The sequence below is a fragment of the Idiomarina sp. ST10R2A5 genome (genome assembly GCF_051842325.1).
Classification (GTDB): domain Bacteria; phylum Pseudomonadota; class Gammaproteobacteria; order Enterobacterales; family Alteromonadaceae; genus Idiomarina; species Idiomarina abyssalis.
In genome coordinates, this window is record NZ_JBNIEX010000004.1 from 1 (window position 1) to 24,336 (window position 24,336).

At 47.8% G+C, this 24,336-nt stretch carries 18 protein-coding genes and 3 tRNA genes; 11 read left to right on the plus strand and 10 right to left on the minus strand.

Annotated elements, in window-relative coordinates; all coding sequences use genetic code 11:
* From ACP7FG_RS06280 to ACP7FG_RS06300, 5 genes are all read left to right on the plus strand, one after another.
* Positions 1-76, plus strand: a tRNA-Lys gene (locus tag ACP7FG_RS06280).
* 31 nt (positions 77-107) lie between these two features.
* A tRNA-Lys gene (locus ACP7FG_RS06285) sits at positions 108-183 on the plus strand.
* Between the two features lie 89 nt (positions 184-272).
* Positions 273-1,313 (plus strand): quinolinate synthase NadA, encoded by a 1,041-nt coding sequence (nadA, locus tag ACP7FG_RS06290; RefSeq protein ID WP_439225876.1) that lies wholly within the window; start codon positions 273-275, stop codon positions 1,311-1,313.
* Positions 1,314-1,453: 140 nt separating this feature from the next.
* Positions 1,454-5,920 (plus strand): glutamate synthase large subunit, encoded by a 4,467-nt coding sequence (gene gltB, locus ACP7FG_RS06295; protein ID WP_439225877.1) that lies wholly within the window; start codon positions 1,454-1,456, stop codon positions 5,918-5,920.
* The gene (locus ACP7FG_RS06300; protein WP_439225878.1) at positions 5,920-7,341 is read left to right on the plus strand and encodes an FAD-dependent oxidoreductase; all 1,422 of its coding nucleotides are present in this window, start codon (positions 5,920-5,922) and stop codon (positions 7,339-7,341) included. The genes gltB and ACP7FG_RS06300 overlap by 1 nt, the downstream gene beginning before the upstream one ends.
* Before the next feature lie 6 nt (positions 7,342-7,347).
* Here ACP7FG_RS06300 and ACP7FG_RS06305 read toward each other — a convergent pair whose 3' ends face one another.
* Complete coding sequence (locus ACP7FG_RS06305; RefSeq protein WP_278354907.1) at positions 7,348-8,193, minus strand: SDR family oxidoreductase; 846 nt, start codon at positions 8,191-8,193, stop codon at positions 7,348-7,350.
* 70 nt (positions 8,194-8,263) lie between these two features.
* Between ACP7FG_RS06305 and ACP7FG_RS06310 the strand changes: the two genes are divergently transcribed.
* The 6 genes from ACP7FG_RS06310 to ACP7FG_RS06335 all read left to right on the plus strand — a co-directional run bounded on the left by ACP7FG_RS06310 (position 8,264) and on the right by ACP7FG_RS06335 (position 15,146).
* Positions 8,264-10,177: a PilZ domain-containing protein gene (locus tag ACP7FG_RS06310; RefSeq protein WP_439225879.1), complete on the plus strand. Its 1,914-nt coding sequence runs from the start codon at positions 8,264-8,266 to the stop codon at positions 10,175-10,177.
* A gap of 95 nt (positions 10,178-10,272) precedes the next feature.
* Positions 10,273-11,658, plus strand: a complete 1,386-nt coding sequence (locus ACP7FG_RS06315; RefSeq protein ID WP_224797965.1) for a M28 family metallopeptidase — start codon at positions 10,273-10,275, stop codon at positions 11,656-11,658.
* A complete protein-coding gene (locus ACP7FG_RS06320) occupies positions 11,651-12,628 on the plus strand; it encodes an amidoligase family protein (RefSeq protein ID WP_224797966.1) in 978 nt (325 codons plus the stop codon). The genes ACP7FG_RS06315 and ACP7FG_RS06320 overlap by 8 nt, the downstream gene beginning before the upstream one ends.
* Positions 12,601-13,260 (plus strand): gamma-glutamyl-gamma-aminobutyrate hydrolase family protein, encoded by a 660-nt coding sequence (locus ACP7FG_RS06325; protein WP_224797967.1) that lies wholly within the window; start codon positions 12,601-12,603, stop codon positions 13,258-13,260. Before ACP7FG_RS06320 ends, ACP7FG_RS06325 begins: the two co-directional genes overlap by 28 nt.
* 120 nt (positions 13,261-13,380) lie before the next feature.
* Positions 13,381-15,012 carry a methyl-accepting chemotaxis protein gene (locus ACP7FG_RS06330; protein WP_439225880.1) on the plus strand — a complete coding sequence of 544 codons (1,632 nt, stop codon included), beginning with the start codon at positions 13,381-13,383 and terminating at the stop codon, positions 15,010-15,012.
* 46 nt (positions 15,013-15,058) lie between these two features.
* A tRNA-Ser gene (locus tag ACP7FG_RS06335) sits at positions 15,059-15,146 on the plus strand.
* Positions 15,147-15,207: 61 nt separating this feature from the next.
* Here ACP7FG_RS06335 and bfr (ACP7FG_RS06340) read toward each other — a convergent pair.
* The 9 genes from bfr (ACP7FG_RS06340) to ACP7FG_RS06380 all read right to left on the minus strand — a co-directional run bounded on the left by bfr (ACP7FG_RS06340) (position 15,208) and on the right by ACP7FG_RS06380 (position 24,208).
* Positions 15,208-15,675, minus strand: a complete 468-nt coding sequence (gene bfr / locus ACP7FG_RS06340; RefSeq protein WP_054486877.1) for a bacterioferritin — start codon at positions 15,673-15,675, stop codon at positions 15,208-15,210.
* Positions 15,675-16,151, minus strand: coding sequence for a bacterioferritin (gene bfr, locus ACP7FG_RS06345; protein ID WP_224797970.1), 477 nt, complete (start codon positions 16,149-16,151; stop codon positions 15,675-15,677). Before bfr (ACP7FG_RS06345) ends, bfr (ACP7FG_RS06340) begins: the two co-directional genes overlap by 1 nt.
* A gap of 33 nt (positions 16,152-16,184) precedes the next feature.
* Positions 16,185-16,409 (minus strand): (2Fe-2S)-binding protein, encoded by a 225-nt coding sequence (locus ACP7FG_RS06350; protein WP_224797971.1) that lies wholly within the window; start codon positions 16,407-16,409, stop codon positions 16,185-16,187.
* Between the two features lie 62 nt (positions 16,410-16,471).
* Complete coding sequence (locus ACP7FG_RS06355) at positions 16,472-17,449, minus strand: calcium/sodium antiporter (RefSeq protein WP_439225882.1); 978 nt, start codon at positions 17,447-17,449, stop codon at positions 16,472-16,474.
* A gap of 36 nt (positions 17,450-17,485) precedes the next feature.
* Positions 17,486-19,357, minus strand: a complete 1,872-nt coding sequence (locus ACP7FG_RS06360; protein ID WP_224797973.1) for an acetate--CoA ligase — start codon at positions 19,355-19,357, stop codon at positions 17,486-17,488.
* Between the two features lie 101 nt (positions 19,358-19,458).
* Complete coding sequence (locus tag ACP7FG_RS06365) at positions 19,459-20,400, minus strand: CorA family divalent cation transporter (protein ID WP_224797974.1); 942 nt, start codon at positions 20,398-20,400, stop codon at positions 19,459-19,461.
* A gap of 73 nt (positions 20,401-20,473) precedes the next feature.
* Positions 20,474-21,532 carry an ABC transporter ATP-binding protein gene (locus ACP7FG_RS06370; protein ID WP_224797975.1) on the minus strand — a complete coding sequence of 353 codons (1,059 nt, stop codon included), beginning with the start codon at positions 21,530-21,532 and terminating at the stop codon, positions 20,474-20,476.
* Complete coding sequence (locus ACP7FG_RS06375) at positions 21,533-23,161, minus strand: ABC transporter permease (RefSeq protein WP_224797976.1); 1,629 nt, start codon at positions 23,159-23,161, stop codon at positions 21,533-21,535.
* 21 nt (positions 23,162-23,182) lie between these two features.
* Positions 23,183-24,208 (minus strand): Fe(3+) ABC transporter substrate-binding protein, encoded by a 1,026-nt coding sequence (locus tag ACP7FG_RS06380; protein ID WP_224797977.1) that lies wholly within the window; start codon positions 24,206-24,208, stop codon positions 23,183-23,185.
* Positions 24,209-24,336: the final 128 nt, after the last annotated feature.

Here is a 24,336-nt window from a genome sequence, read left to right on the forward strand (position 1 = left end):
GGGTTGTTAGCTCAGTTGGTAGAGCAGTTGACTTTTAATCAATTGGTCGCAGGTTCGAATCCTGCACAACCCACCACGTCGCCAATTAATATTATCTATCAGAATATGGGTTGTTAGCTCAGTTGGTAGAGCAGTTGACTTTTAATCAATTGGTCGCAGGTTCGAATCCTGCACAACCCACCACTCCTAATTACTTTGCTACAAGCACATCTTGAATTCAGCTATAATAAGCCCCACTTATTAAGAACACTTGGAAAATAAGCCGTAGTATCATGACCGAGATTCAAACTCTGGATAGCCTTGATTATACTTTTCCACCTAAACCTAAGCCGTTAAGTGCGAAAGAAAAATCAGAGACAATTAATCGTATTAAGCAGCTTCTGATTGATGAGGATGCTGTGTTGGTGGCTCACTATTACACCGACCCTGACATTCAGGCTCTAGCTGAAGAAACGGGGGGGTGTGTGGCAGACTCTTTAGAAATGGCTCGGTTCGGTCGTGACCATCCGGCGAAAAAGTTGATTGTTGCCGGTGTTCGCTTTATGGGTGAAACGGCGAAAATTTTGACACCTGAAAAGCAAGTACTGATGCCAACATTAAAAGCGGAGTGTTCGCTGGACCTTGGCTGCCCTCCCGAGAAATTTGCTGAGTTTTGTGATCAGCACCCAGACAGAACCGTGGTTGTTTATGCGAATACTTCCGCGGCAGTTAAAGCTCGTGCAGACTGGGTAGTAACTTCCAGCATGGCGCTTGAGCTTGTCGACCACCTGGATGCTAAAGGCGAGAAAATACTTTGGGCTCCTGACCGTCACTTAGGTGGTTATATCGCACGTGAAACTGGTGCAGATATGCTGTTGTGGCAAGGCGCTTGTGTGGTGCATGATGAATTTAAGGCAAAGGCATTGGAGGACATGAAAAAGCTCCATCCGGAGGCTGCAGTTCTTGTTCATCCTGAGTCACCGGAAAATATTGTCGCTATGGCTGATGCAGTAGGCTCAACATCGCAGCTCATTAAGGCGAGTCAGAAATTACCTAACGAAACCTTTATTGTGGCGACAGACAAAGGCATTTTCTACAAAATGCAGCAGCTTCAGCCGAATAAAACCTTTATTGAAGCACCTACAGCCGGAAACGGTGCAACTTGCCGCAGCTGTGCCCATTGTCCATGGATGGCCATGAACGGGTTAAAAGCAATTGAAGAAGCACTTACCGAAGGTGGTGAGGCTCATGAAATACATGTTGACGAAACCTTAGGTAAAAAAGCTATGGTACCACTGGACCGAATGCTGGAATTTTCGGCAAGCTTAAAATAACTAAGACAGGCTCCTTCGGGAGCCTTTTTTATTCCCCGCTTATACAAGATATTTATAGTCGCCATAAATGCATCGCCTACCGAACTGCACAACTGCATGCTAATCTGAATTTATTGAATATTTATTCGGGTGGAATTTGCATGGGGTTTTATGATCCGACTGAAGTGCGTGATAACTGCGGTTTCGGCATTATTGCTAACGTTAATGGTGAGCCTCGGCAAGGGTTGATTTCTACAGCCGTTAAGGCTTTGGATCGTATGCAACATCGTGGCGGTATCGGCGCCGATGGCAAGACTGGTGACGGCTGTGGCTTGCTCCTGCAAATGCCAGAGCTATTCTTCCGTCAATTTGCCGAGAAGGAAGGCTGGCAGCTTAGCAAAAAGTTTGCTGTTGGCATGATTTTCTTTAGTCGTGATAACGATAAGCGCGAAACCGCACGCCAACTTATTGAACAAGAACTCCAGAGAGAGACCTTAGCCGTTACAGGTTGGCGTAAAGTGCCCGTAGATAACCAAGTGCTGGGGGAAGGTGCTAAGTCGTCTGAGCCTGTTATAGAGCAGGTTCTGGTGTCTGCTCCCCCGGGTTGGCGAAAGAAAGACTTAGAAAGACGCCTGTATATGGCGCGTCGGCGTATTGAGAAGCTCATTCCTAATCAGGAAGAACTTTATATTTCTTCGCTTTCTAGTCTGGTATTGGTTTATAAGGGCTTAATGATGGCGGCGGATTTGCCCGCCTATTATGCGGACTTAGCCGACTCCGATATGAAAACTTCCATCTGCGTATTTCACCAACGCTTCTCAACCAATACCGAACCGCGCTGGCCTTTAGCTCAACCATTTCGGTTTCTGGCTCATAACGGCGAAATTAATACCATAAGAGGTAACCGGCAATGGGCGCAGGCGCGGGCTTATAAGTTTCAGACCCCTTTGCTACCCGACTTACAGGATGCAAAACCGTTAGTCGGCTTGTCCGGCTCGGATTCTGCTTCGCTGGACAATATGCTGGAGCTGTTGTTAGCCGGCGGTATGGATCTATTCCGGGCTATGCGCTTGCTGATACCGCCCGCCTGGCAAGGCGACGCGACAATGTCTGATGAAATGCGTGCTTTTTATGAGTTTAACTCGCTGCACATGGAGCCCTGGGATGGGCCGGCAGGCGTGGTCATGAGTAACGGTCGACACGTCGCATGCAGTCTGGACCGCAATGGTTTACGCCCGGCCAGGTATGTATTAACGCGCTCTGGTGTTCTGACCATCGCTTCTGAAGTGGGTATCTGGGATTACGACGAACAGGAAGTCATAGAAAAAGGGCGCTTAGGGCCGGGTCAAATGATGGCGGTGGATACCTATACCGGTAAAATTTGGTACAACGACGAAATAGAAGATGAATTAAAACAGCGCCACCCTTATAAACAATGGCTGGAACAGCATCGTCGTCACTTAATTCCGTTTGAACGCAGTCACGCAGATAAACTGGGCCAGCGTCTTTATGACGATGAAACCATGCTGGTACTGCATAAAGCTTACCTGTACTCAGAAGAAGAGTTACAGCAAATTATCAGTGTATTAGCGAAAGATGGCCAGGAAGCTGTTGGTTCAATGGGCGACGACACACCGACTGCGGTTCTCTCCAAACAACCTCGCTTACTTTATGACTATTTTCGACAGCAGTTTGCACAGGTAACAAACCCTGCCATTGATCCCATTCGCGAACGGCACGTGATGTCACTTTCAACCATAATTGGACGCGAGCACAATGTGTTTAACGAAGCTTCTGGTGATGCTGACAGGGTGGTGTTCGAGTCACCCATTCTGATGTATACCGATTTAAAGCAGTTACGCGAACTGGATGAAAAGCACTATCGCGCAACAACACTGTCGCTGGCTTTCAAGCCGGAGGAAAACAACTTACGGCAGGCGATAGAAAGCCTTGTTGAAAATGCAAAAGACTCGGTTAAGAACAATCAAACCGTTATTCTGATACTGAGCGACAGAGGCTTGCAGCGCGGACAGTTGATGATACCCGCTGCGATCGCAGTTGGTGCGGTTCAGCAGGCTTTAGTGGCTAATGACTTACGTTGCGATTCGAACATTATTATTGAAACAGCGTCTGCGAGAGACCCTCATCACATGGCGGTGTTGTTGGGTTTGGGAGCCACTGCAGTTTACCCTTACCTGGCTTATGAAACGGTAGAACAATTGGTTGCTGGCGGCAAAGTAACTCTGGATATTAGAGAAGCCTTGCTGAACTACCGTAAAGGGTTGAATAAAGGACTCTTGAAAATACTGTCGAAGATGGGCATTGCAACAGTTGCCGGATACCGCAGTTCTTCTTTATTTGAAGCTGTTGGGCTTAACGAAGATGTACGCCACCTTTGTTTTGCAAACGTGCCGACGCGAATTGACGGTACCGGCTTTGATGATATTCAGCAGGATCTCCAGCAAAGTTTCCACAAAGCCTGGTTAAAGCGTAAGCCGCTGGCTCAGGGTGGTTTACTGAAATATGTACATGGTGGGGAATACCATGCGTATAACCCTGATGTGGTAACCTCATTACAACGCGCGGTTGCAACAGGTGAGCAGAGAGATTACGACGTTTACGCTAAATTTGTGAATCAAAGGCCGGTAACCCACCTGCGTGATCTGCTCCGTATAAAACTACCTGAAACAGCAAAGCTTGAAAAACACCAAGTTGAAGCGAAGGAAAGCCTTTACCAGCGTTTTGATACAGCGGCTATGTCCATAGGCGCTTTAAGCGCTGAGGCCCACGAAGCTCTGGCTATAGCAATGAATCAAATTGGAGGGCATTCAAACTCCGGTGAAGGAGGCGAGGATCCTAAACGCTTTAACAGCTTAAAAAATTCCCGAATTAAACAAGTGGCTTCAGGGCGCTTTGGAGTGACACCTCATTACCTGGTTAACGCCGATGTGATTCAGATAAAAGTTGCGCAGGGTGCAAAACCTGGAGAGGGCGGACAACTACCCGGCGAAAAAGTCACTGCGGAAATAGCGCAACTACGTTACGCGGTGGCTGGTACGACATTAATATCGCCACCGCCGCATCATGACATTTACTCCATTGAAGATTTAGCTCAGCTAATTTTTGATTTAAAGCAGGTAAACCCTAAAGCTTTAGTCTCTGTAAAACTGGTTTCAACGCCGGGTATTGGCACTATTGCGACCGGGGTGGCTAAGGCTTATGCAGACTTGATCACCGTATCAGGCTATGACGGTGGTACCGGAGCCAGCCCCATGACGTCGGTCAAGTACGCAGGTTCACCCTGGGAACTCGGGTTGGTTGAAGTGCACGAAGCTTTGGTAGCGAATAACCTGCGCCATAAAATTCGTCTGCAGGTTGATGGTGGTTTAAAAACCGGTATGGATATTGTGAAAGCGGCAATTTTAGGAGCAGAGAGCTTTGGGTTTGGTACTGCTCCGATGATAGCCCTGGGCTGTAAATACTTGCGCATTTGCCATCTGAATAACTGTGCAACGGGTGTGGCGACGCAAGATGAAACCTTACGTCGTGAGCACTTTTCCGGCTTGCCGGAGCGCGTTGTAAAACTGTTTGAGTTTATGGCTGAAGAGGTGCGGGACATTCTTGCTCATCTCGGTTTAGCTCAGTTAACCGATGCCATCGGACGGGTTGATTTACTGGAGCGCCTGCCGGGGGAAACCAAACGTCAGCAACAGTTACAGTTGACCTCTTTATTGGAGTCAGCCGGGGTTCGCTCTGAACATTCATTGTATTGCACGGACAAAAACCCGCCGTATGACCAGGGCAAGCTCAACCAACGTCTACTGGAACTGTGTAAAGAATCGATTGATGCACGCAATGGCGGGCGATGGTCGCTGACCATTCGCAACGATGATCGGTCGGTAGGCGCAAGCGTATCCGGTCATATTGCCAGCCAATATGGAAACCAGGGGATGGCGGTAGCGCCTGTCACCTTAGGTTTTATGGGGACCGCCGGCCAAAGTTTCGGGGCATGGAATGCAGGAGGCTTAAAACTTCACTTAACCGGTGACGCGAATGACTACGTGGGTAAGGGCATGGCCGGGGGAGAAATTACCATTAAACCACCTGCGGGCTGCCGCTATAACAGTCATGAAGCCGTCATTATGGGGAACACCTGCCTGTATGGTGCAACCGGAGGAAAACTCTATGCTGCGGGTTGTACCGGCGAACGTTTTGCGGTGCGTAACTCCGGCGCTACGGCTGTTGTTGAAGGTATTGGCGACCACGGTTGTGAATATATGACAGGCGGTATTGTGGTGGTTTTGGGTGAATGCGGCATCAACTTTGGTGCAGGAATGACCGGTGGTTTTGCTTATTTAAGAGACAGTGACGGCGATTTGCACCGAAGACTGAATCACGAACTGGTTGAAGCGGTGTCACTGAATACACCAATTATTCAGGAGCACTTACGGGGTTTAATTCATGAGCATCACGAAGCGACGGGCAGCCAGTATTCGCGTGAATTACTGCGCAACTTTGAGCAGGTAGTGGAGAGCTTTTATATTGTGAAACCAAAAACGGCTGACGTAAAGGAGCTGCTGGGGCATCGTGCTCGATCTACCGCCGAATTACGCGTGCAGGTGATGTAATGAACAAGAATATTTATCAATTTTTAGACGTACAACGCATTGACCCGCCCAAACGCTCGGTTGAAGAGCGCCGAATTGAATTTAAAGAAATTTATGACCCGATGCCCGGTGTGCAGCTAAAAGGTCAGGCTGACCGTTGCCTGGATTGCGGTAATCCTTATTGTGAATGGCAGTGTCCGGTTCACAACTATATTCCTCAGTGGCTGGAGCTGGCTAACGAAGGTCGGGTTATTGAAGCGGCGGAGCTCATGCATAAAACTAATAGCCTGCCGGAAGTCTGTGGCCGGGTATGTCCTCAGGATCGCCTGTGCGAGGGAGCATGCACGCTCAATGACGGTTTTGGCGCGGTAACGATTGGCAGTATTGAAAAACAAATGGTCGATGAGGCCTTTAAGCAAGGCTGGCGGCCGGATTTAAGCGGTGTTATTCAGCGCCGCGAGCGCGTTGCGGTTATTGGTGCCGGGCCCGCTGGTCTTGCTTGTGCAGATGTATTGGCACGTAATGGTGTCAAAGCCGTAGTTTACGACCGTTACCCGGAAATTGGCGGGTTGCTGACCTACGGCATTCCGCCATTTAAGCTGGATAAAGCGGTCATGACTTTGCGGCGTGAAATCTTTACCGACATGGGCATTGAATTTAAGTTGGGTGTTGAAGTTGGTAAGGACATCAGTTTTGCTGAGTTGGAAGCCAATTACGATGCGGTATTTCTTGCTTTAGGAACCTACAAGGCGTTGGATGGAAAATTAAAAGGCCTGGATGCAAAGGGCGTTTATCCGGCACTGCCTTTTCTAATTGGCAACACCCAACGACTTATGGCTCATGAGCCTATGCCTCAGTATCCGCTTATTGATGTTAAGGACGAAGCGGTGGTTGTACTTGGCGGTGGTGATACGGCCATGGACTGTGTCAGAACCTCGATTAGGCAGGGAGCCAAGTCGGTTGTTTGTGCGTATCGTAGGGACGAAGGCAACATGCCTGGCTCCCGCAAAGAAGTGCAGAACGCCCGGGAGGAAGGCGTATCGTTTGAGTTTAATCTCCAACCGCTGGAGGTAGTCACTTACGGTACAGGCAAAGTCAGCGGTGTGAAAATGGTGCGCACGGAGCTCGGTCCGGCTGATGAAGATGGTCGGCGCAGACCGCAACCGGTGCCTGAGTCAGAGTTTCTGATGCCCGCTACAGCGGTGATTATTGCTTTTGGTTATCAGCCCAACCCACCAGAATGGTTACAACAACACAAAGTGGAACTGAGCGACTGGGGTACAGTGCTTGCCACCGGCGATACCGAGTATGCTATGCAGACCAGTAATCCGAAGATCTTTGCCGGCGGTGATATGGTACGTGGCGCTGACTTAGTCGTGACCGCCATAGCTGAAGGGCGCAATGCAGCCGAGGGGATGCTGGACTACTTTGACAGCCAGTAAGCAGAGTTATTGACGCTGCCACTGTTTAATAACGGCTGCATAACCCTCGCGGAAGCTGGGGTATTGCAGTTGATAGCCACTGTCTTTAAGGCCTTTATTCAGGCAGCGTTTAGAGCCTCTTGGCCCAACCTCTGTATCGATATTTCCCGGCAGTTCCAGACCGAGCTGCTGAGCAAGCCATTGGTAAACTTCATATTGTTTCACGGGCTCATCGTCATTGACTAAATAAACAGGAAGAGGGCGGGAGACTTGTGTCAGCAGGTGGACGATAAAGCCCGCGACATCGTCCTGGTGTATGCGGTTGGTCCAGCTGTCGCGCAACTGGGCTTTTCCCTGACAGAGCTGGCGCAGTAAAAAGTCACGACCTTCGCCGTAAATGCCGCTGCAACGAAGAATTGAAGTTGGGCCCGGCAACGCATGAATAAGTGACTCCGCCTGCAATAATGCCTTACCGGAAGCTGATGTGGGTTCAGTTGGACTGTTCTCATCTATCCATTCGCCGTTGCGTTGCGCGTAAACACCTGTGCTGGAAACGTAAATAATATTCGGCTGATGGGTTTGCTGTGATAGTACTTGCTGCAAATGTCGGCAGGGGACGACATAACCCTGGTGATAGCTATCTTCTGCTCCTTTCGCCGGGGTCAGAGTAATCACGACGTTGTCCCATTTCTGCTTAAACAGCTGATAAAGCTCTTGTTCGTTGCCGAGATCAGCAGCTATTAAGTCGACACCCGGGCGCACGGGTTTATTGCCGGGTGTTCTGCAAACTCCGGTAACCTGGTTTTTAAATGCGCTAAGCCTTTGCGCGACGCGGTCTGCAATATCACCGTAACCAAGTAAAAGCGTTTGCATGAAGATCCTCTTAGCGTTAATGTAAATTAAATGTTGAACAAAATAATAACGATACTGACCAGCAGCCATTATGAGCAGTGACGCCCCAATAGAAACCTTAGTTGATGAGCTTAAAACAGATTACCATCGCTCTCAATTTGAGTCTCTGTTTAAACGCAAAACAGCGCACTTAAGCGGGCCAGAAAAGCTCAAGCTTCGCATGCAAATTACCGAACTGGCCAAACCGGCATTGGGCGTTGTTGATCTCCGTAAAAAAATTCCTGCGGAAGTTGAACCCTATACCTTTCAAGGCCGCACACATTATTTTGATTTAACCGCCAGAAAAATATTTGAAGAAGGCTTACGTGCTTATAAAGGGGTCTTTACCAATGACACCAAAGCAAAAATACTGGCGTTAAAAGCGCACCATCAGAAACTTGCTGAACATAAAGCTCAGGAGCAGGAAGAACAGGACAGTGCGCTAGACAACTTTGTGGCTGGCTATGAATATAAGCGTAGTGAAGAACGAGTGAACCTGGTTACCGCAGTGAAAATGGAACTTGCTGACGGGCAAAGGTTAAATGCCATGACGGTGGATGTTTCACATTCAGGGTTACAGCTCAAACTTCCTTTTGAACAGCAGCTGACTGGATTAAAGCATGCTCGTGTAACTCTCTATTTTTGTGGCTTTTCAGATGATTTTACTTTTGATTCTAATACTGGCTACGAATACCGGGTTGTCGGCGTAAAAAATAGAGATACCTGTTTATATCTGCGTTTAAAGCGCTTTGATGAGTCGTCGGACGATGACCTCAGCCAACTTCTGTCAGACATTGTGAGCAAGTCCAGAAGGCGTTACAAAATTAATGTTGAACATGTGGCACAACAAGTCATTGCGCGGGGGCATGAGAATTACTGGTTTAATGCGATTCAGGGTTTGCCTATTCTTCTTAGCAACAACTCCAGTACCTTTGCGGTAATAAGAACAGCAGCAAACCAGACACTACTGAATAGTTGGCAGCAGCATCAAGGGGACTTGCTTGCTGAGCTTCTTGAACAGACGTGGGTGCAAACCAGCGTTTCGGTGTTAAGAGACTCCCGAAAGGAAACCCGTCGGCAAGTGACATTTTTTCGTATTAGCTTGCCGGTGAATAAAGTCTGGCGCGAGTACTTACTTCCTCTACAGGCATTGCAAACAGATAAGTCTTTAATGGCCACCTTGAGTGCGCTACGGGCTGCTGGCTATGGTACGCGCTGTTACCAACTAACAATAACCCATAGTAACGAAAAGCAGCTTATTTACGCTGAGCTAAACCCAATAAGGACGCCGCTTTGGCAGAATAAAACGGATGAAAAACCGGATTTATCCAGGTTACAGGACTACCGCTCTAAAGGGGCGGAAAAATTAAATTTCAAGCGACTCAGTGATGAGTCTTCAGCAAAACATCAGATTTTTCCTCATGTATTGTCGAATGCACTCTTTCTTTATAAACGAGGCGTTGAGTGGAAACCTGAGCTTGCCGGGCTAATGTCGTTAACAGAAGGCTTGCCCACATTGTTTAATGAGACTGAATTTTGGTTAGCTAATGGCGACCGGATTCTTGGTGGGCGACGGCTCAGCTCCCATATAAGGCAGAAGCTTCGTCAGTTATCGGATGGGAATGAGTTTTCGTCGCGTATTCTGATTTTAAGAGTAAGCAGTGCGCTTCAAAAAGAAGCGGTTATGGGGCGAGATATTGGGGAATACGAGAGTTTTGAAGAGGCGGCGGAATATATACGCTTTCTAAACGACAACAGTAACTTTGTTGCGGTTATGGTCTCAGCCCAGCCCTGTGCTAACCGCTTCCCAGAGGAACTGAGTGAAAGTTTGTCCTATATTCACCGCTACTTACCGCATCGTGCAAAAGAACTGGAGCACAACTTTTCTCAGCTTCAGGCGGTTATGACGTTGACTGACGTGACCCAGACTCTCATTGACCTGTCTGAGTTGACTGTGCCGTCGTAAGTCAGCTATTTGCATGACTGATGGCCGTGGCTTTCCATCGTCGGGTATTTGCCCCATAATCAAATCATTGTTTATTTAATAACAGGTGTTCAATTATGTTGAAATCATGGGTAAATCCGCTTTTAGCAGCAAGCATAGGGTTGGCATTACCGCTAACGGCTATGGCGCAGGACGGTATCGATTATAAAGAGCAGGAGAAACTGCACGAAATAGCTGGTGCAATGCAGGCCGATCGTATTGAAAGTGACATTCAGACTCTGGTCGACTTTGGCACTCGTCATACCTTATCTGAAACCGAGTCGGATACGCGTGGTATTGGTGCCGCAAGACGCTGGATTTTTGCCGAATTTGAACGTATATCCGAAGCCTGTGGCGGCTGTCTTGAAGTCATGTATGTCAGCGATACAATTTCCGGTGAAACGCGCATACCTGACCCTGTGGAAGTGAAAAGTGTTATTGCCATTCAACGGGGCAAAACGGACCCTAACCGTTACGTGATGATGTCCGGAGACATTGACTCGCGCGTTAGCGATGTTATGGATTATACCTCAGACGCTCCCGGTGCAAACGACAACGCCTCTGGTGTGGCTGGCGCGTTAGAAGCGGCACGAGTGCTAACCCAATACGAATTCGACGGCTCTATTGTTTATGCGGCCCTGGCCGGTGAAGAGCAAGGTCTGTTTGGCGGGAAAATTCTGGCCGAAAAAGCCAAAGAAGAGGGCTGGCACCTTACCGCAGTGCTTAATAATGACATGATTGGTAACATTGAAGGCATTAACGGAGTCATTAATAACACCACAGCACGGATTTTTGCTGAGGGCACCCGTATGAATGAATCAGACCGCGAAGCGACCATGCGTCGTTTCTATGGTGGTGAAGTAGACTCTCCCTCACGCAACCTGGCACGCTATATTGATACAGTGGCGGATCGTTACATCAACAACTTAGACACGATGATTGTTTATCGCTTAGATCGCTTTGGTCGCGGCGGGCACCATAGACCCTTTAACGATTTAGGTTATGCGGGTATCCGTATTATGGAAACCAACGAAAACTATAATCGCCAGCATCAGGACCTTCGTGTTGAGAATGGTATTGAATATGGCGATACCATAGAGGGTGTCGATTTTGATTACGCGGCTAAACTAACTGCGTTGAACGCGGTTTCTATGGCAAGTATGTCGTGGGCACCAAGACCGCCTGCAGATGTCGAAATAGAAGGTGCAGTAAAACCGGATACAACTTTACGCTGGGCACCCCAGGAAGAAGATGAAGAGAATATTGCGGGTTATAAAGTTTACTGGCGTTTAACCAGTGCCCCGCAGTGGCAGTTCAGTCGCTACGTTGGTAATGTAAACAAGTACACACTGGAAAATGTGGTGATCGATAATTACATTTTTGGTGTAGCTAGTGTCAGTAACGATGGCTTCGAAAGCCCAGTTGTATTTCCGGGACCAGCGGGGACATTTTCTATTGAGTAATGAGTCGTTTAAAGCATTAACTGAGCCGCTAAATTATGAAGGCGAAGACCGAAAAGTCGGTTTTGAACTGGAGTTTAGCGGCTTAACTTTGGACCAGACTATTGATGTCATGCAGCGAGTACTGCCCGGTGAGTTAGTTTCTGTTTCCAAAGCGGAACAAGAAATTGAGGTGGACGGTCTTGGTTCGTTCAAAGTTGAGATTGACTGGGACTATTTAAAACGAAAAGCGAAAGCAGAGGGCGGAGACAAGTCCGCCTGGGTGCGAGAACTCGGCAGCCTTGCTGAAAACCTTGTGCCCATTGAAATTGTCTGTCCGCCGTTAACGCTGGAGCAATGTGAGCAGTTACTTACCTTGACGGAAGCGCTGAGAGAAGCCGGAGCAAAAGGTACAGATGAGTCCTGGATAGCGGCTTATGGTGTTCATATTAACCCCGAAGTACCATCATTAGATGCTAATGTCTTGTTGCGTTACCTGCAGGCATTCTCTTTGTTGCAGTGGTGGCTGGTTGAAGCGCATCGTGTTGATACAACGCGCAAACTCAGTCCTTACATCGATAAATACCCCGAGGCCTACATCCGACTGTTGGTTAACCAACATGAGGTGACTCAGGAACAGCTTATCGATGACTACCTTAAGCACAACGCCACCCGCAACCGTGCTTTGGATATGTTGCCTCTCTTTACTTTCTTAGATGAAGAAAAAGTGATGGGAGCAGTAGATGACAAAAAGATAAAGGCCCGTCCGACTTTTCATTATCGCTTACCGAACTGTCAGCTTGAACATCCGGATTGGCAGCTAACCGAGCCCTGGGAAGTTTGGTGGGTGGTCGACGCTCTGGCTAATGATCAGCAAGCGTTAGACTATTGGAAACAAGCGTTTATTGACGCCGAACGCCCTTTAATTGGTGTCTCAGAAAAAGACTGGAAAGAAAGGCTGGAGCAATGGCTGAAAGATCGCGAGTGGTTGTAACCGGAACCGCCAGACGTTGGTCTCCGTCCTGGTGGTGTACCTGGCTTATTCTCAAATGTCTTGGGGCTCGTCCTTTGCGTTCGAGTGTCAGGCACCGTTGTGAGCCGGACAATATCGATGCAGTGATTATTGGAGGAGGGGACGACATTAGCCCCTCACAATATAACCAGCCGCCTGAGCGTGATGGGGAGTATGACCCTGACCGTGATGAACTCGAAATTGCCTGGATACGCTGGGCTTTGGAGAATAAGAAACCATTGCTGGGCATCTGTCGCGGCTCACAGTTAATTAATGTAGTGCTTGGCGGCGAACTTGACCAGAATATCAAGGAATTGCGTCAGTTGACCTATAACCGCCCGGGACTTTTACCCACTAAGCAGGTATTTATTGAGCCTAAAAGTAAATTGGCGAAGATTTGTAGAAAGCGAAAACTGAGAGTTAATAGCCTGCATTCGCAAATCGTCAAAAAGACGGGTGTTGGTATGCTTGCTGTAGGCTGGGACTTGGATGGCTTTTTGCAGGCCTCCGAGGGGCAGAATGAGCAAACCATTATCGGTGTACAGTGGCACCCTGAATACTTATTTTATGTACCTAGCCAAGTTCGAATTTTTCGTTGGCTTATTAAACAATAATTGAACATATCGATTATACCCACCTCAATTTATCAATTTTTTTGATCCATTCTGCGTTTCAATCTGTATAACCGTTCAACAACTTAGAATCGACTTATTAAAAAGCCTTTGGAGCGCTAAATGACCATAGCAAATCGTTTGTATGCAGGGTTTGCCTTTATTCTGCTATTACTTGTTATAACCACCATCGTCGGTACATACCAGGTTGGTGAAATTGATAAAACCCTGGTAAGAGTTAACGAAGTGGGTAGTGAAAAACAACGGTTTGCTATTAACTTTCGAGGCAGTGTGCATGACCGCGCAATAGCCCTGCGTGATTTAGTTTTGGTTGAAAATGCCGATCAACGTCCACCGCTACGTAACCTAATTGCTGACCTTAAATCCGATTACAGCAAAGCTGATAACGGTATGACTGACATTTTTTCCAATAACGAGTTGGTAAACAGTGAGGAACGTGAGTTATTGAGTGAAATTGAAGACATTCAGGCTCAGGGTCTGGCGGCGGCTGATGAAACAGAGCGCCTGTTAAACTCGAACCAAAGGCAACGGGCTCAGGAATACGTTCTGAATGAAGTATCGCCAATTTATGCGGAGTGGTTAAACCGAATTAACGCTTTTATTGACTATCAGGAACAAAGTATTTCAGCCGGTACGGAAGAGGTAATGAGCCGTAGTGAGAACTTTGCCACCTTAATGTGGTGGGTTACTGCATTTGCCATTATCAGTGGCGGACTGGTGGCCTGGCAAATCGTAGTGAAGCTGACACACACCATTGGCGGTGAACCCGAGGAAGCGGCAGAAGTTCTGCAACGCATTGCCGATGGTGATTTAACCGTTTCTACCCATACACGCTATGAAGATAGCATGATGGCGGATGTTAACCGTATGGTGAATCAGTTACGGAGTATTCTGGGAGATGTTAATGAGTCAGCAAGTACCATTCTGAACTCCTCAAATGAGCTTGCTGAAACGGCGGGGAATAACCAGAAACTGGTGGTTCAGCAGCAAGAACAAACGACTCAGGGCGCAACGGCTATTCATCAAATGTCGCAAACGGTTCGTGAAGTTGCTCAGCATACTGAGCAGGCGGCGCAGTTGGCCGATGATACCGACAGAGAAACCGTTGCGGGCAGCCGTGAAGTAGAAGCGACGGTTCGCTCAATTGAAGAGTTAGCTAACCAGGTTGAAGGTGCTGCTAAAGTCATTGGTGAACTGTCTGACAACACGGCAGAAATTCACAAGGTGCTGGAAGTGATAGAGGGCATTGCCGACCAGACAAACCTACTAGCATTAAACGCAGCTATAGAAGCGGCACGAGCTGGCGAACATGGCCGGGGTTTCTCAGTGGTTGCCGATGAAGTAAGGGCGCTGGCGAACCGGACACAGGATTCAACCCGCAGTATTCAAAGCTTAATTGAAACCATGCGAGGCAGTGCGACTGACGCAGTTTCAGTGATGGACAAAGGCCGGGAGAAAGCGGCGGAAAGCGTGAAGCAAGCCCGTTCAGCTGGTGAGTCCTTACACGCGGTCAATAATTCTGTGGCAAAAATGAGTGATATGAATGCGCAAATTGCTACTGCAGCGGAAGAGCAAACAGCGGTTGCAGAGGAAATTAATCAAAACTTCTCCTCAATTACAGAGGCCGCGGAGCAAACGGCAGCAGGCTCAGAGCAAATTAGCGAAGCCAGCCGTGAACTGAATGAGTTAGCAAAACGCTTAAATAATGGCATGAAGCGCTTTAAAATTGCTTAAACCCCTTGATTAGAACGGCTAAAACCCCTACCATAGCGGCCGTTCTGGAGAGGTGTCCGAGTGGCTGAAGGAGCACGCCTGGAAAGTGTGTATACGGCAACGTATCGAGGGTTCGAATCCCTCTCTCTCCGCCAGATACAAAAGAAACCGCCCTTGAGGCGGTTTTTTTGTATCTGCAGAAAGTGAGGACTCTATTTACATCATACTTTGTAAGTAAAGTTGTTCACCCAGACGATCCATCAGGTTCAGTTGAATTTGTAACCAGTAAGCGTGGTCTTCTTCAGTATCTTTCAAAATGCCGACCAGCATCTCACGGGTGACATAATCATCAACTTCTTCACAGTACTCAATGACTTCGCGTAACGTTTTTGCGTTGTTGTACTCAAGCTGCAGATCGTTTTCCAGCATTTCGCGGACGTCCGAACCTATGGTATGAGGTTCACGCGCATCCATTTTGGGTTTACCTTCCAGAAATAGAATTCTGCGAATGAGCAAGTCCGCATGACCTCGTTCATCATCAATTTCATGGTTAATACGCTCATAAAGCTTCATTAAGCCCATGTCTTCGTATTGCCGTGAATGCGATGTGTACTGGTCAATTGAAGTGAGTTCAAAAGCCAGAAGACGATTGAGCTGCTCAACGACGTTATTATCTCTGTTCATTATTCAGCTCCCTGAATTTTGGTTTGCAGATAAACTTCATTGCCAAGGCGCGATATGAGATCAATTTGGGTTTCAAGCCAGTCGAGATGCTCTTCCTGAGAGTCCAAAATGTCACGCAGGGCATTGCGGCTGACGTAATCCTGATGTTGCTCACACTCTTTAATCGCTTCGCGTATGGCACTGACATCGTTAAACTGAACTTTGTGGTCCAGCTCCAGCATTTCTCTGGGATCTTCGCCAACGTATAATTTGCCAAGCTCCTGCAAATTAGGGATACCTTCTAAAAACAGAATGCGTTCGATGAGAACGTCCGCGTGTTTCATTTCATTGATAGAAGCTTTGTAGACAGGTTTGTTCAGGCTTTCAAAGCCCCAGTTGCGATACATGCGGGCATGAAGAAAGTACTGGTTTATGGCGGTAAGTTTTAGCGTCAGTATTTTATTCAGTTGCTGGATGACTTTAGCATCACCTTTCATAGCCGTATTACTCCTTAATTCATTAGGTATGAATTAAGTGTAGCATACGGAAACCGGAAGTTGGGTCTCTTTACCTGCTTGGTTGGCTCGTTGTTCGAGAGCTTCGTGAAGTACGTCTTTGGCGCAAGTTTTACAGCATCCACACTGAGAAGCCACACCATATTGTTGGCGCAGGTCTCGCATAGAATTCACTTCACCAGAAATAACCGCCTGATGAATGGCTTTATCATTAACGCCCTTACAAAGACAAACGTACATAGACTATCACCTCAGTTAGTAATGATAGTCTATGTTAAATGCGAACGATTTGCAATAGTGTTTTATTGCGGTGCGATGAAGCCAGTTTTCAATAAGTACAGGGTATAGAGCAGGTACAGGCAAATAAAGATAAGACCATGTACGCGATTAATTCGTCCCTGACGGGCTTTGCGAATACCGAAGACCATCAGTAACAGAGTTAGTATTGCCATTGCAACCCAGTCACGGCTTAATACAAGCGGCTCAAGTGACACCGGTTCAATAGAGCCGGCAATACCTACAACAGCCAGCGTATTAAACATATTTGAACCAATAACGTTACCCAATGCCAGGTCGTGTTCGTTCTTACGCGTGGCCGCAATTGCTGAAGCTAATTCCGGTAAAGAGGTGCCGATGGCGACTACGGTCAGGCCGATGACCAAGTCACTCACGCCAAGTGACACGGCGATGTTTACCGCGCCCCAGACTAAAGCGCGTGAACTGACAATAAGCAGCAACAGCCCGACAATAAGCCAGATAATAGCGGGCTTCATCGGCAAAGGGTGTGAGTCAATTTCTTGCGTGTATTCAGCGGCTAAACTGTCGTCACTGCTTTTAGAGCCTATCCATACAGACCAGCCCATATAGCCAAGGAAAACAACCAGTAAAAGTACAGCTTCAAGTCGTGTTATTTGGTAATCGAGAAGGAAAACTGCGCTTAACAGGGTAATGGCTATTAAAACTGGCATTTCTCGGCGAATAACGACCGACTTTACAGCGATAGGCGCAAGTAGGGCGGTTATACCCAGAACCAGAGCAATGTTGGTAATGTTTGAGCCGTAAGCATTACCCAAAGCTAAAGCTGGGTTACCTTGCATAGAGGCTAAGGCCGACACCACCATTTCAGGTGCTGACGTGCCAAAGCCAATAATGACCATACCGATAACCAGAGGCGCCATACCCAGATGTCGTGCTACGGCAGCCGCGCCTTCAACAAATCGGTCAGCACTCCAGACTAATACCGCTAACCCCAGAACAACCGCAACAATTGATAACGTCATAACACCCTGTTCCTGTTAAAAAGAAAGGGCGATAGTTTAACGCAGAGTTTCCTTAATAGCATCAATACTTGTTGGGTCGTCAATGGTCGATGGAACGGCAACATCATCCCCTTGCAAAACTTGCCGGATAAGACGCCTTAATATTTTCCCCGAGCGAGTCTTAGGTAATCTGGGAACAATGTGTAAGGTCTTCAGGCAGGCAATTGCGCCAATTTCGGAGCGAATAGACTGGATGAGCTCTTGCTGCAATTGCTCATGACCAATAGTGGATGAATTTTTAAGAATGACAAAGCCAACTGGCAACTCTCCCTTGAGTTCATCGGGCTGGGCAACCACGGCGCATTCTGCTACGTCTTTATGGTTGGCCAGAATTTCTTCCATTTCACCGGTAGACAAGCGGTGACCGGCAACGTTTATCACATCGTCCGTGCGGCCCATAATGAATACATAGCCGTCGTCATCTATGTAACCGCCATCGCCGCTGCAGTAGTAACCGGGGAATGCATTCAAATAACTGCCCTGTAGCCGTTCCTCGTCACCCCAAATGGTGGTTAAACAACCCGGAGGTAAAGGTAAGCGCACACAAATGGCACCTTCTTCTTTACTGCCTAGACTTTTACCCAAGGGATCCAGCACGCTGATCTCGTAACCCGGAACCGGGAAGGTTGAAGAGCCGGGTTTCACTTTAACTGCGCCAATCCCTACGGGGTTGGCGCTCATAGGCCAGCCACTTTCTGTCTGCCACCAGTGGTCATAAACCGGTAAGTCGGTGAGCTCTGTTGTCCACTCATAAGTTGCAGGGTCTAAGCGTTCGCCAGCCATGTAAATACGTTGCAGTGAGCTAATGTCGTAGCGGCCCAGATGCTCGCCTTCGGGGTCTTCTTTTTTTATCGCCCGGAACGCGGTGGGAGCGGAGAAAATAGCACTGACTTTATAGTCCTGGACAATGCGCCAGAAGGAACCTGCATCTGGTGTGTTAACAGGTTTACCTTCGTAAAGAATACTGCTGCAGCCGAAAATTAAAGGTCCATAAACGATGTAAGAGTGGCCAACTACCCAACCAACATCAGACGCCGTAAAGAAGACTTCTCCGGGGTTTAGCCCATAAACGTAATTCATTGAAAAGTTTAAGGCGACAGCGTACCCACCGTGATCACGTACCACCCCTTTTGGTTTGCCGGTGGTGCCGGAAGTATAAAGAATATAAAGCGGGTGGTTTGCCGGTAAGGGAACAGCTTCAGCGGGGCTGGCTTTTTCCATTGCTTTCGCCCAGTCGGTGTCCTGGCCGTCCTGCATTTCAGCCTCACACTGCTCGCGCTGATAAACAATGGTACGGGGGCTAAACTGCGCTTCTGCCAGTGCTTTATCAACAATAGGCTTGTAAGGTAAAACCTTGCTACCTTCAATACCACATGAGGCGGTAACGATGAGCTTGGGGGCGGCATCGTCAATGCGAACGGCAAGTTCGTGTGCTGCAAAACCACCAAAAACAACCGAGTGAATCGCCCCAATGCGCGCGCAAGCCAGCATGGCAATAGCTGCCTGAGGGATCATCGGAAGGTAGATAACGACCCGGTCACCTTTTTCAACGCCTCGCTGCTTCAGCACGTCGGCGAAGCACGCGACCTGATAGTGCAATTCGTTAAAGGTGTAGCTTGCTTTACTTTGGGTAACCGGAGAGTCGTAGTAAAGAGCGACTTGCTCTCCACGGCCCGCGTTAATCTGAGCATCGAGTGCTAAGTAACTGACATTAATTTCGCCGTCCGGGAACCAGTCTGCCATGCCATTTTTCCTGACATGCGCAGCAACTTTCGGTGGTTTGAACCAATCCAGACGACGCGCCTGGTCAAGCCAGAATCCTTCAGGATCTTGTTGAGCTTCTGAATAGACTTTCTTATAGGGTTGCATAGCACTACCTCAAATCCTTTTATGCAGAGCCTTTTAGCATATTCCGTTGGCTTAAATTTCCTATTCGACTTAGGTCTAAGCCGCTTTGTTATAAGTTAGGTTTACCAGAATCTCAGGCGTCGCATTAACAGGAATTCGACAATAGCGATAATCACTATCGCACCACAGAAAATCCAAAACGCGTCTTCACTTTCTACCCCTGGCATACCTCCAATGTTTATTCCAAAAACACCGGTTAAAAACGTAAGTGGCAAAAACACCCCGGCAATGACCGAGAGCCAATAGGTGTTGCGATTCATTTTTTCTGCTATGGCCTGCTGCAATTGCTCGCGCTGCATCCAAACTTGCTCCAGCATCAGATCAATTTGCTCGAACAAGCGCTGAGTGGTATCGCGCTCGTTGATAAGCCACTGCTGCAATTCCGGGCTCATAACCTTTTCTGTTTCGGTGCTGAGTTTTTCTAAAGCCGCTAGTTGTGGGCGGATAAAGCGGTTAAGCCGTAATAGGCGACGATGTAAAGCCGTGAGTTTTACCTGAACCGAAGCGGTATTGTCAAAACCTTTTCCTTCAATGGCTTCTAGTTGCTGTTCTGCTGAGGAAACCACATCTTCAATTCGTAAGTTCAGTTGCTCAATTAGGGCAACGATAAAGTCGTTTAACGACTCTGGTCCAATTTGTTGGCCAAGTTGCTCACGCAATTTTGCTATGGATAAAAAAGGACGTTTACGAAAACTGTACAACGCACCTTTATAATACAGCAAGCGCAGACTGAGCATGTCTTCGGGAGACTCACCAGTGTTTAAATTAACCCCCCGGAGTAACAGCATGAAGCCGTCGGATAAACGCTGAAAACGAGGGCGGGTGTCTTCTTCCAGTACCGCATCAATCAGAGGTTCTGGTATACCGGCTTGAGTTAACCATTCGCTCAACCCTTCGGCATCGCGCTGAAAATGAAACCAGGTGTTTTCTGCGGCACTCGATGGTGACTGAAGTTGTTTTGCGGGATGCTGATTGAAATCCCAGGCATCAATTAAAAAATCCATAGAACCCTCGCTTTAAGACTATTATTCAAAGTCTATATCGAGGCGCTTAACTTGTCATTGTTTTCAGCAAGCTTCAGTCCGGAAGTTCACAAAGTGATGAGTCGAATACGACTAAATGATCAAAGTCGATATCAAAACCAATTTGCTCGCCAGTTTGCAGTGGTTGGTGAGAAGGACCTACCGCGAGTACATGACTGGTGTCTGCAAGCTCCAGAGTATAGAGATAGTGAGAACCGCGGAATCCACAACCAACAACAATGGCTTTCATTTCACTCTTATTGTTGATCAATACATCGTCGGGGCGAACAAGAAAGTTCACGCTCATATCGGGTTTATTACTTAATTGAGAATGTTTAATGGTGCCAAATGCGCAATGCAGTTCCTGGTCCTTAATTTCACCATTAAGCAGCACACCACGGCCAATAAAGTCAGCGACCAGTTGATGAGTAGGCTGGTGGTATAGCGCATAAGGTGTTTCCCACTGGAGCAGTTGGCCGGAATACATGACACCAGCCTTATCAGCCATAGCAAAAGCCTCTTGCTGGTCATGAGTTACCAGCAAAGCCGTAATTCCTTCTTCTTTAAGTAAACGCCGGACGTCGTGAGCCAGTACTTCTCTTAATTCTGCATCGAGGCTTGAGAAAGGTTCATCCAGTAACATGAGTTTGGGCTTTGGTGCCAACGCCCTGGCAAGAGCAATACGTTGCTGTTGTCCTCCAGATAGCTCATGGGGGTAGCGGTTTTGGTAACCGTTAAGACCAATACGGATGAGTAACTCTTTAATGCGCTCATCCTGCTGGTTTTTCGACAACTGATTAATACCAAAGCGAATGTTATCGGCAACGGTTAAGTGCGGAAACAGTGAAAAGTCCTGAAACATCATGCCGACATGACGTTGCTCCGTTGGCCATTGTACTGTGTCGGACGATACCGTCTTGCCATGAAGTTCAATTTTTCCTCCTGAAACAGGAGTGAAACCGGCGATAGCACGCAACAGGGTAGTTTTACCGCAGCCACTGGGACCTAACAGGCAGCCAATGTCCCCGGGTTCTAAAGACAGGTTGAGCCTGTCGACAATAAGGTCACCGGAAAGTTGGATACTGACGGTATCGATATTCAGTAGTGTGCTCATTTACTCACCTGTTTTTATCGAATTACTGCGTAAAGCACGGGATAACATAATAACCGGAATAAGACCGACCGCGACAATCATTAAAGCCGGAGGGCCTGCATCGGCAAGCCTTTCGTCAGATGCCATTTCAAAAGCCCGCACAGCCAGCGTATTAAAATCAAAGGGTCTTAATACCAGGGTCGCCGGCAGCTCTTTCATAACATCCACCAGAACGAGGATAAGAGCGGCTAACAATGGGCTGCGCAGCAGTGGTAAATGAATTCGCCATAAAATACGCTTGCCGCTCGCACCTAAGGTGCGGGCACTGTCATCCATTTGTGGGGTAATTTGTTCAAGTCCTGAATTTACGGTTTGTAGTGACACAGAGAGAAAGCGGACACTATAGGCAAACAGCAGCGCTATGACGGTACCGGACAGTAATAACCCGGGGTTAAAGTTAAACAGCCATTTGCTGATAGTGATAATTTGATTATCGAGCCAGGCTAATGGAGACAGTAACCCTACCGCGATAACGATACCCGGAATGGCATAACCCATACCGGCCAGACTGATAGCCGCCCGCAGTGGTCGTGTAGGGTGGCGACGTCGGCCATAAGCAAGCCAAAGCGCCAAAGCAACCGTAATTAATGCTGCTAACAGCCCTAACCAAAGCGTATTAAAGGTTAAAACCCAAAACGCACTTTGTTGCCAAATTTCAGATTTTTGTATGGACCACCACAGAAGTTGCGATGCAGGTATGGCGAAACCAAGAATAACAGGAAGCCAGCAAACTGAAGACGCAACCGCAGCGCGCCAGCCACTTAAAGGGCGGCGCTGAGGTGCTCTGGTGCTTGAGCGCTGTTGATAGAAACGGGCGCGGCGACGAGAGTATCGCTCGACCATGATGAGTATAATGACGAAAACCAGCAAAAGCGCCGATAGTTGCAACGCGCCTTGTGCGTCACCAATGCCGTACCAGGTGCGAAAAATTCCCGTTGTAAAGACCGTTATGCCAAAGTACTCCATAGTACCGTAGTCAGCCAGAGTCTCCATTAATGCCAGAGTGACACCGGTTGCAATAGCAGGGCGCGCCAAAGGAAGTGCGACTTTCCAGAAACTTCTTAGCGAACTGGCCCCCAGGGTTTTTGCACTTTCAAACGCCGTGGTGGACTGCTGCATGAAGGCGGCGCGAGTAATAAGGTAGACGTAAGGGTAAAGTACGATACAAAGAACAAAAACCGCACCGCTGAGGCTGCGGATTTCGGGAAACCAATAGTCACCAATACTGACAGAAAATATATCCCGAACCAGCCCTTGTACCGGTCCTGCGTAGTCGAGTAAGCCGGTATAAGTATAGGCGGTAATATAGGCTGGCATGGCTAATGGCAGCAATAATGCCCAACTTGTCCAGCGCCAACCGGGAAAGTCATACTGACTGATGCACCAGGCTGTACTTACGCCTAATAAAGTGACACCAATACCAACGGCGAATAACAAGATCAGGGAGTGACCGATATACTCTGGTATAACGGTTTGCCATAAATGGTATAGGGTGTCCCATTGAGGGTTTAATAACGACAAAGCTACCACAATAAGTGGTAGCCCTATCAACACCGCGACGGCAAACAGCAATAGCGTGCCACGGTTCATTTGCGTATCTCCTGATACAAATTAACGCCAGCCAGCGCGGTTCATCAGACGAACGGCATCGCCGTTATTTTCACCGAGGATATCCATTTCGATATCGTCCTGTTTGAAATCGCCCCACTGTTGAAGTGTTTCGCTCCACTCAACACCTTCGCGAACCGGGTATTCATAGTTGGCCTGAGCGTACCATTTTTGTGATTCTTCAGAGACCAGGAATTCAATCAATTTTTGAGCCTGCTCAACATTTTTCGCATGTTTTGTCACGCCGATACCGGAAACGTTAACATGAGCACCTTGTTGATCCTGAGCTGGCCAGAATATTTTAACTTTTTTTGCGGCTTCACGTTCTTCCGCGTCATCTGAGTTCAGCATATGGCCAAAGTAGTAAGTATTAGCTACAGCGACATCGCAAACACCAAAGGCTACGCCTTTAATCTGGTCGCGGTCGCCACCTACGGGTTTACGCGCAAAGTTTGCGACAAAATTCTCTGCCCACTTTTCTGTTTTTTCGGCACCGTGGTGTTCAATCAGTGCTGCCACTAAGGACTGGTTATACAGGTTATTGGAAGAACGAATGCAAATGCGGTCGTTCCACTTGTCATCAGCCAGGCTTAAATAAGACTCTAATTCTTCTGGATTTACACGCTCTGGCGAATAAAAAATAGGACGGGCACGTAAACTGAGTCCGAACCAGAGGTTATCGGAAGAGCGGAAATGAGCAGGAACTGCAGAGTCAATTGTGTCGGAATTTACTGCCTGGAATGCGTCGGCTTCAACCGCACGGTGAAGGGCGCCGGCATCTACAGTTAGAAATAAGTCAGCCGGTGTATTTTCACCTTCTGAGTTAAGGCGGGCAAGCAATGCATCGGCTTTACCTGTTAACAAGTTAACTTCAATACCGGTTTCTTCGGTAAACTTTTCTAAAACGGGTTTGATCAGGGCTTCTTTTCGCGCTGAGTAGATATTAACTTCAGCGGCGGCGCTAGTGAAAGACACCAGTGTCGCAGAAGTCGCGGCAATCAAGGCTAATAATTTATTTAACTTACGCATTTGAAAGGACTCCTTTACGAACTCTATATGGTCGAAACGCGATGATTATATCAAACAAAACAAATAATGATAGCCATTCTCATTTAAAAAATAGTCATCTAAATTCGGTATTTGAGGGTAGTCAAGGT

Excerpts from the sequence above, each read along its gene's own strand:
- nadA (WP_439225876.1), top strand. The coding sequence starts at position 273 with ATGACCGAGATTCAAACTCTGGATAGCCTTGATTATACTTTTCCACCT.
- gltB (WP_439225877.1), top strand. The coding sequence starts at position 1,454 with ATGGGGTTTTATGATCCGACTGAAGTGCGTGATAACTGCGGTTTCGGC.
- ACP7FG_RS06300 (WP_439225878.1), top strand. The coding sequence starts at position 5,920 with ATGAACAAGAATATTTATCAATTTTTAGACGTACAACGCATTGACCCG.
- ACP7FG_RS06305 (WP_278354907.1), bottom strand. The coding sequence starts at position 8,193 with ATGCAAACGCTTTTACTTGGTTACGGTGATATTGCAGACCGCGTCGCG.
- ACP7FG_RS06310 (WP_439225879.1), top strand. The coding sequence starts at position 8,264 with ATGAGCAGTGACGCCCCAATAGAAACCTTAGTTGATGAGCTTAAAACA.
- ACP7FG_RS06315 (WP_224797965.1), top strand. The coding sequence starts at position 10,273 with ATGTTGAAATCATGGGTAAATCCGCTTTTAGCAGCAAGCATAGGGTTG.
- ACP7FG_RS06325 (WP_224797967.1), top strand. The coding sequence starts at position 12,601 with ATGGCTGAAAGATCGCGAGTGGTTGTAACCGGAACCGCCAGACGTTGG.
- ACP7FG_RS06330 (WP_439225880.1), top strand. The coding sequence starts at position 13,381 with ATGACCATAGCAAATCGTTTGTATGCAGGGTTTGCCTTTATTCTGCTA.
- bfr (WP_054486877.1), bottom strand. The coding sequence starts at position 15,675 with ATGAACAGAGATAATAACGTCGTTGAGCAGCTCAATCGTCTTCTGGCT.
- bfr (WP_224797970.1), bottom strand. The coding sequence starts at position 16,151 with ATGAAAGGTGATGCTAAAGTCATCCAGCAACTGAATAAAATACTGACG.
- ACP7FG_RS06350 (WP_224797971.1), bottom strand. The coding sequence starts at position 16,409 with ATGTACGTTTGTCTTTGTAAGGGCGTTAATGATAAAGCCATTCATCAG.
- ACP7FG_RS06355 (WP_439225882.1), bottom strand. The coding sequence starts at position 17,449 with ATGACGTTATCAATTGTTGCGGTTGTTCTGGGGTTAGCGGTATTAGTC.
- ACP7FG_RS06360 (WP_224797973.1), bottom strand. The coding sequence starts at position 19,357 with ATGCAACCCTATAAGAAAGTCTATTCAGAAGCTCAACAAGATCCTGAA.
- ACP7FG_RS06365 (WP_224797974.1), bottom strand. The coding sequence starts at position 20,400 with ATGGATTTTTTAATTGATGCCTGGGATTTCAATCAGCATCCCGCAAAA.
- ACP7FG_RS06370 (WP_224797975.1), bottom strand. The coding sequence starts at position 21,532 with ATGAGCACACTACTGAATATCGATACCGTCAGTATCCAACTTTCCGGT.
- ACP7FG_RS06375 (WP_224797976.1), bottom strand. The coding sequence starts at position 23,161 with ATGAACCGTGGCACGCTATTGCTGTTTGCCGTCGCGGTGTTGATAGGG.
- ACP7FG_RS06380 (WP_224797977.1), bottom strand. The coding sequence starts at position 24,208 with ATGCGTAAGTTAAATAAATTATTAGCCTTGATTGCCGCGACTTCTGCG.